This is a genomic window from Candidatus Omnitrophota bacterium (assembly GCA_030688425.1).
GTDB lineage: Bacteria > Omnitrophota > Gorgyraeia > Zapsychrales > JANLHA01 > JAUYIB01.
Genome location: JAUYIB010000009.1, coordinates 1 through 3002, shown reverse-complemented (window position 1 = coordinate 3002; position 3002 = coordinate 1). Strand labels below are relative to the sequence as shown.

The 3002-nt window shown below is 52.0% G+C and carries 7 protein-coding genes; all 7 read right to left on the bottom strand.

The genetic code is table 11. From position 1 onward, the window contains the following. Nucleotides 1-497, bottom strand: a 497-nt coding sequence (locus Q8Q08_00455) for a DnaB-like helicase N-terminal domain-containing protein (GenBank protein ID MDP2652483.1), incomplete at its 3' end; no start/stop codon positions are given. Further along, complete coding sequence (locus Q8Q08_00450) at nt 490-729, bottom strand: hypothetical protein (GenBank protein ID MDP2652482.1); 240 nt, start codon at nt 727-729, stop codon at nt 490-492. The genes Q8Q08_00455 and Q8Q08_00450, both read right to left, overlap by 8 nt. Continuing rightward, nucleotides 726-1007, bottom strand: coding sequence for a hypothetical protein (locus Q8Q08_00445; GenBank protein MDP2652481.1), 282 nt, complete (start codon nt 1005-1007; stop codon nt 726-728). Before Q8Q08_00445 ends, Q8Q08_00450 begins: the two co-directional genes overlap by 4 nt. After that, a complete protein-coding gene (locus Q8Q08_00440; GenBank protein MDP2652480.1) occupies nt 1000-1164 on the bottom strand; it encodes a hypothetical protein in 165 nt (54 codons plus the stop codon). Before Q8Q08_00440 ends, Q8Q08_00445 begins: the two co-directional genes overlap by 8 nt. Beyond that, a complete protein-coding gene (locus tag Q8Q08_00435; protein MDP2652479.1) occupies nt 1145-1321 on the bottom strand; it encodes a hypothetical protein in 177 nt (58 codons plus the stop codon). The genes Q8Q08_00440 and Q8Q08_00435 overlap by 20 nt, the downstream gene beginning before the upstream one ends. Next, nucleotides 1318-1992 carry a recombinase family protein gene (locus tag Q8Q08_00430; GenBank protein MDP2652478.1) on the bottom strand — a complete coding sequence of 225 codons (675 nt, stop codon included), beginning with the start codon at nt 1990-1992 and terminating at the stop codon, nt 1318-1320. Before Q8Q08_00430 ends, Q8Q08_00435 begins: the two co-directional genes overlap by 4 nt. Further along, nucleotides 1928-2764 carry a ParB/RepB/Spo0J family partition protein gene (locus Q8Q08_00425; protein ID MDP2652477.1) on the bottom strand — a complete coding sequence of 279 codons (837 nt, stop codon included), beginning with the start codon at nt 2762-2764 and terminating at the stop codon, nt 1928-1930. Before Q8Q08_00425 ends, Q8Q08_00430 begins: the two co-directional genes overlap by 65 nt. Between the last annotated feature and the right edge of the window lie 238 nt (nt 2765-3002).

Below are 3002 nucleotides of genomic sequence, written 5' to 3'. Positions count from 1 at the left end.
TTCTTTCCCGTTGCCAGATCGAAGACCTTCCCGGTCAGGTCAGCGAAGGCGGCGTCTATATCCCCCCCGGCTTCCTTTGCCTTTGCGACAGCCTTCAGATAGTCCATTCCGGCGGCGTGGGCGTCCCGATATTTGTCCAGGGCGTTGACCTTCCCGATATAGGCCAGGGCGATAGATACGTCCGCAGCCTTTTCCCCGTTCAGGATGCCAGTCAGGACCGCGTCTTCGACCTTTGCGCCAGCAGTCCGCAGCTTGTCCTTTATGATGACCAGGTCAACGGTGATCCCTTCCGTTATGGATTCCAGCAGGGCGGTGGCGATTGCCTTATAATCAGGACGTGACCAGGCGACAGATCGGGCGGCGTGGGCGATTGCGTCTTGATCGAAGGGATCGGTTGCCAGCGTTGCCAGGATCGCTTCTTCCATGTGATGACGACCCGGATCGGCTTCGGCTTCTTGCGCGTTGTCCATGCGTTCCTTCAGGCGGTCTTCAGCCATGAGCGCCCCCCTCGATCGTCAGGCGGTATCCAGCAGCGTCCAGGGCGGCCAGCTCGTCTTCCGATGCCTCTATGATGCGATAGTCAGCCAGCAGGCAGTCAGCAGGCCCCAGGGCGTCCCCGTTGTCTATGACCAGGACAGGGCGTCCATAGGATGACGCGGCGTGATCCGTGGTCAGGACGGCTTCCGTTTCGTATCCATTCAGCAGCGGCGAAAAGGCTTTCAGCTTCATGTCCGTTCCCCCTTTGCCGCAGTCATAGCAGCCCCGATGACCAGCCCGTTAAATCCTGCCATATATCCCGCCCCTTGCCTTCGGCGTGATTCGTCGTCGCTGTTCCCGGCCTTCATCCACAGGTCATGTTCTTCATCGGTTCCGAATTTGTCCCCGTGGTAAAGGCGACGGGTTCCCCGGATATACCCGGACCAGAAGTCCGCTTCCATAGGATCGTCCGTCAGCCTCTTGAATGTTTCCGCAGCGCCTATTGCAGATTGAAATTGATTTTCAGTCATTCTTGACCCCTTTCGTCAGATATTCCCGGATCAGTCTTTCGACTATGATCCCGATTGACTTCCCTTCTTCGGCGGCCTTTATCTTCAAGGCGTGATGCACTTCGACAGGGACCCTTGCGACCAGTTGCTTCAGATGGTCAGGCGCTTTTGTCTTCATGGTTCAATTCCCCCTTTATGGTTGTGATGGTTCGGGCGGCTGATAGTTCCCCGGCCCGGATCATGCGTTTCAGGTCGATCATTTCAGGTTCGGCGTTGATGTCCCGGACGGCCTTCTTTTTTGTCACTTCGGACGATGTGTCAAAAGTTCGTATCATGCAGCCAGTCTTTCGATGATCCTGCTGACGGTCTTTGGTTGCCATTTCAGATTCCCCCTTCGCGTCAGATAGCCTTCCTTTTCCAGTTCCCAGCAGATCGCTTGAAGACGGTATCCCTTCGACCGAAGGTCCCGGATCAGGATGATTGCTTTTTGTTCGTTGTCGTCTTCGACCAGGCGTCCCCCGTCAAGATAATATCCGAAAGGGATGTCCCCCCCGGTCTTTTCCCCGATAGCCTTCTTATGTGCCAGGGCGAAGCGCGTCCGGTCAGATATTTGATCCCGTTCAAATTCATTCAGGACAGCCATAAGACGGAAGACCATTTTCCCGCTTGCCGATGTCGTGTCGATCTTTTCCGACAGGCTGACCAGGTCCGCTTCTTTCTTCAGCAGGATTTCCGACAGGACCAGGGCGTCCTTCGTTGACCTTGACAGACGGGATAGTGAATAGACGACCAGGGCGTCCCCCTTGCCGACCATAGCCAGGGCGGATTGAAGTCCAGGGCGGTTGTCAGATCGCTTTCCTGATATACCTTCGTCCCGGAAGATGACCACTTCGGCGGCGTTGTTCAGATCGGCCCAGGCGCGGACCTTCGCTTCTTGCGCGTCAAGGCTGACCCCGTCTTCCACTTGCCCGCTTGTGCTGACCCTTATATATCCGATTGCCTTCATAGCGTCCCCCTTCCTGAATTATGGCTTTCCATATCACGGCTTTTATGGCGTTGTCAATATATATTTTAACATTGTTTTTTATGGAATGATAGACGGCGGGATATAAGGCGGAAAAGTAAATTGAATAAGAGGTTTTAAGAGGTTTTAAGATTTCGGCCATTCCCGGAAAATAGCGGAAAAAGTCAGACTTCCCTTCGCGCGTGGATCGCTTTTTTGCAAGTTTCGGCAGGTCTGCCATTTCTTGCAATATCAGGTCAACGGCCTGGTGGGATAAATTCTCCTTCTCCCCAATTTCTTCCTGGGTATAGCAGGCCATCCATAGATCAAATATCCTTTTGTTTCTTGCTTCCCTCGAGTCCTTGTCTATCCGGGATAGCCAGTCCCTAACGGTCCGCTCTGAAACAGATAGAATTAATGCTAAATGTTTTTTCTTGGCGTCACGTTCTTTTTCGGGAGTGATATGGTAAATATGCCGCGCCATGTTTCTCTTGTCTTCCTGGGAGAGCTGTAATCCATGGGCCGCATTGCGTTCTATCGCCAGTTCTAAAAAATTAACATCGCTGGTCGTCTCGGTTATGACGGCCTTGATTTCAAGTGCCCCCGCTTTTTTGTGCGCCGTCCATCTATGCCAGCCATCAATGAGTTCGCCATGCTGATTTACCTCAATGGGAGGCAATACATCCAGGTCATCGGCATATTTTTGGACGGTTACGGGTGATTTTTCAATCCGGGGATAAAGGTCTTCTCTAAAAATAATTTTTGCAACTTCCACTTTTTAACCTCCAAACAAAACGGCCCCGTTGTGTGCGATGAAAGAGGACTGATCCTTTTTCCACAATGAGGCCGTTATTAAATTTTAAAGTTCCCTCTTCCATCGCATCGCCAGTGTATTTCATTGTTTTTTGTTTGTCAAGCAAATAATTCATGCAAAGCTCAAATAAGCATTAACGATATTGTCAAGCTGCTCGGCCGTCATATTCCCGCCGTAAACGTTTTTGAGCAGCACGGTA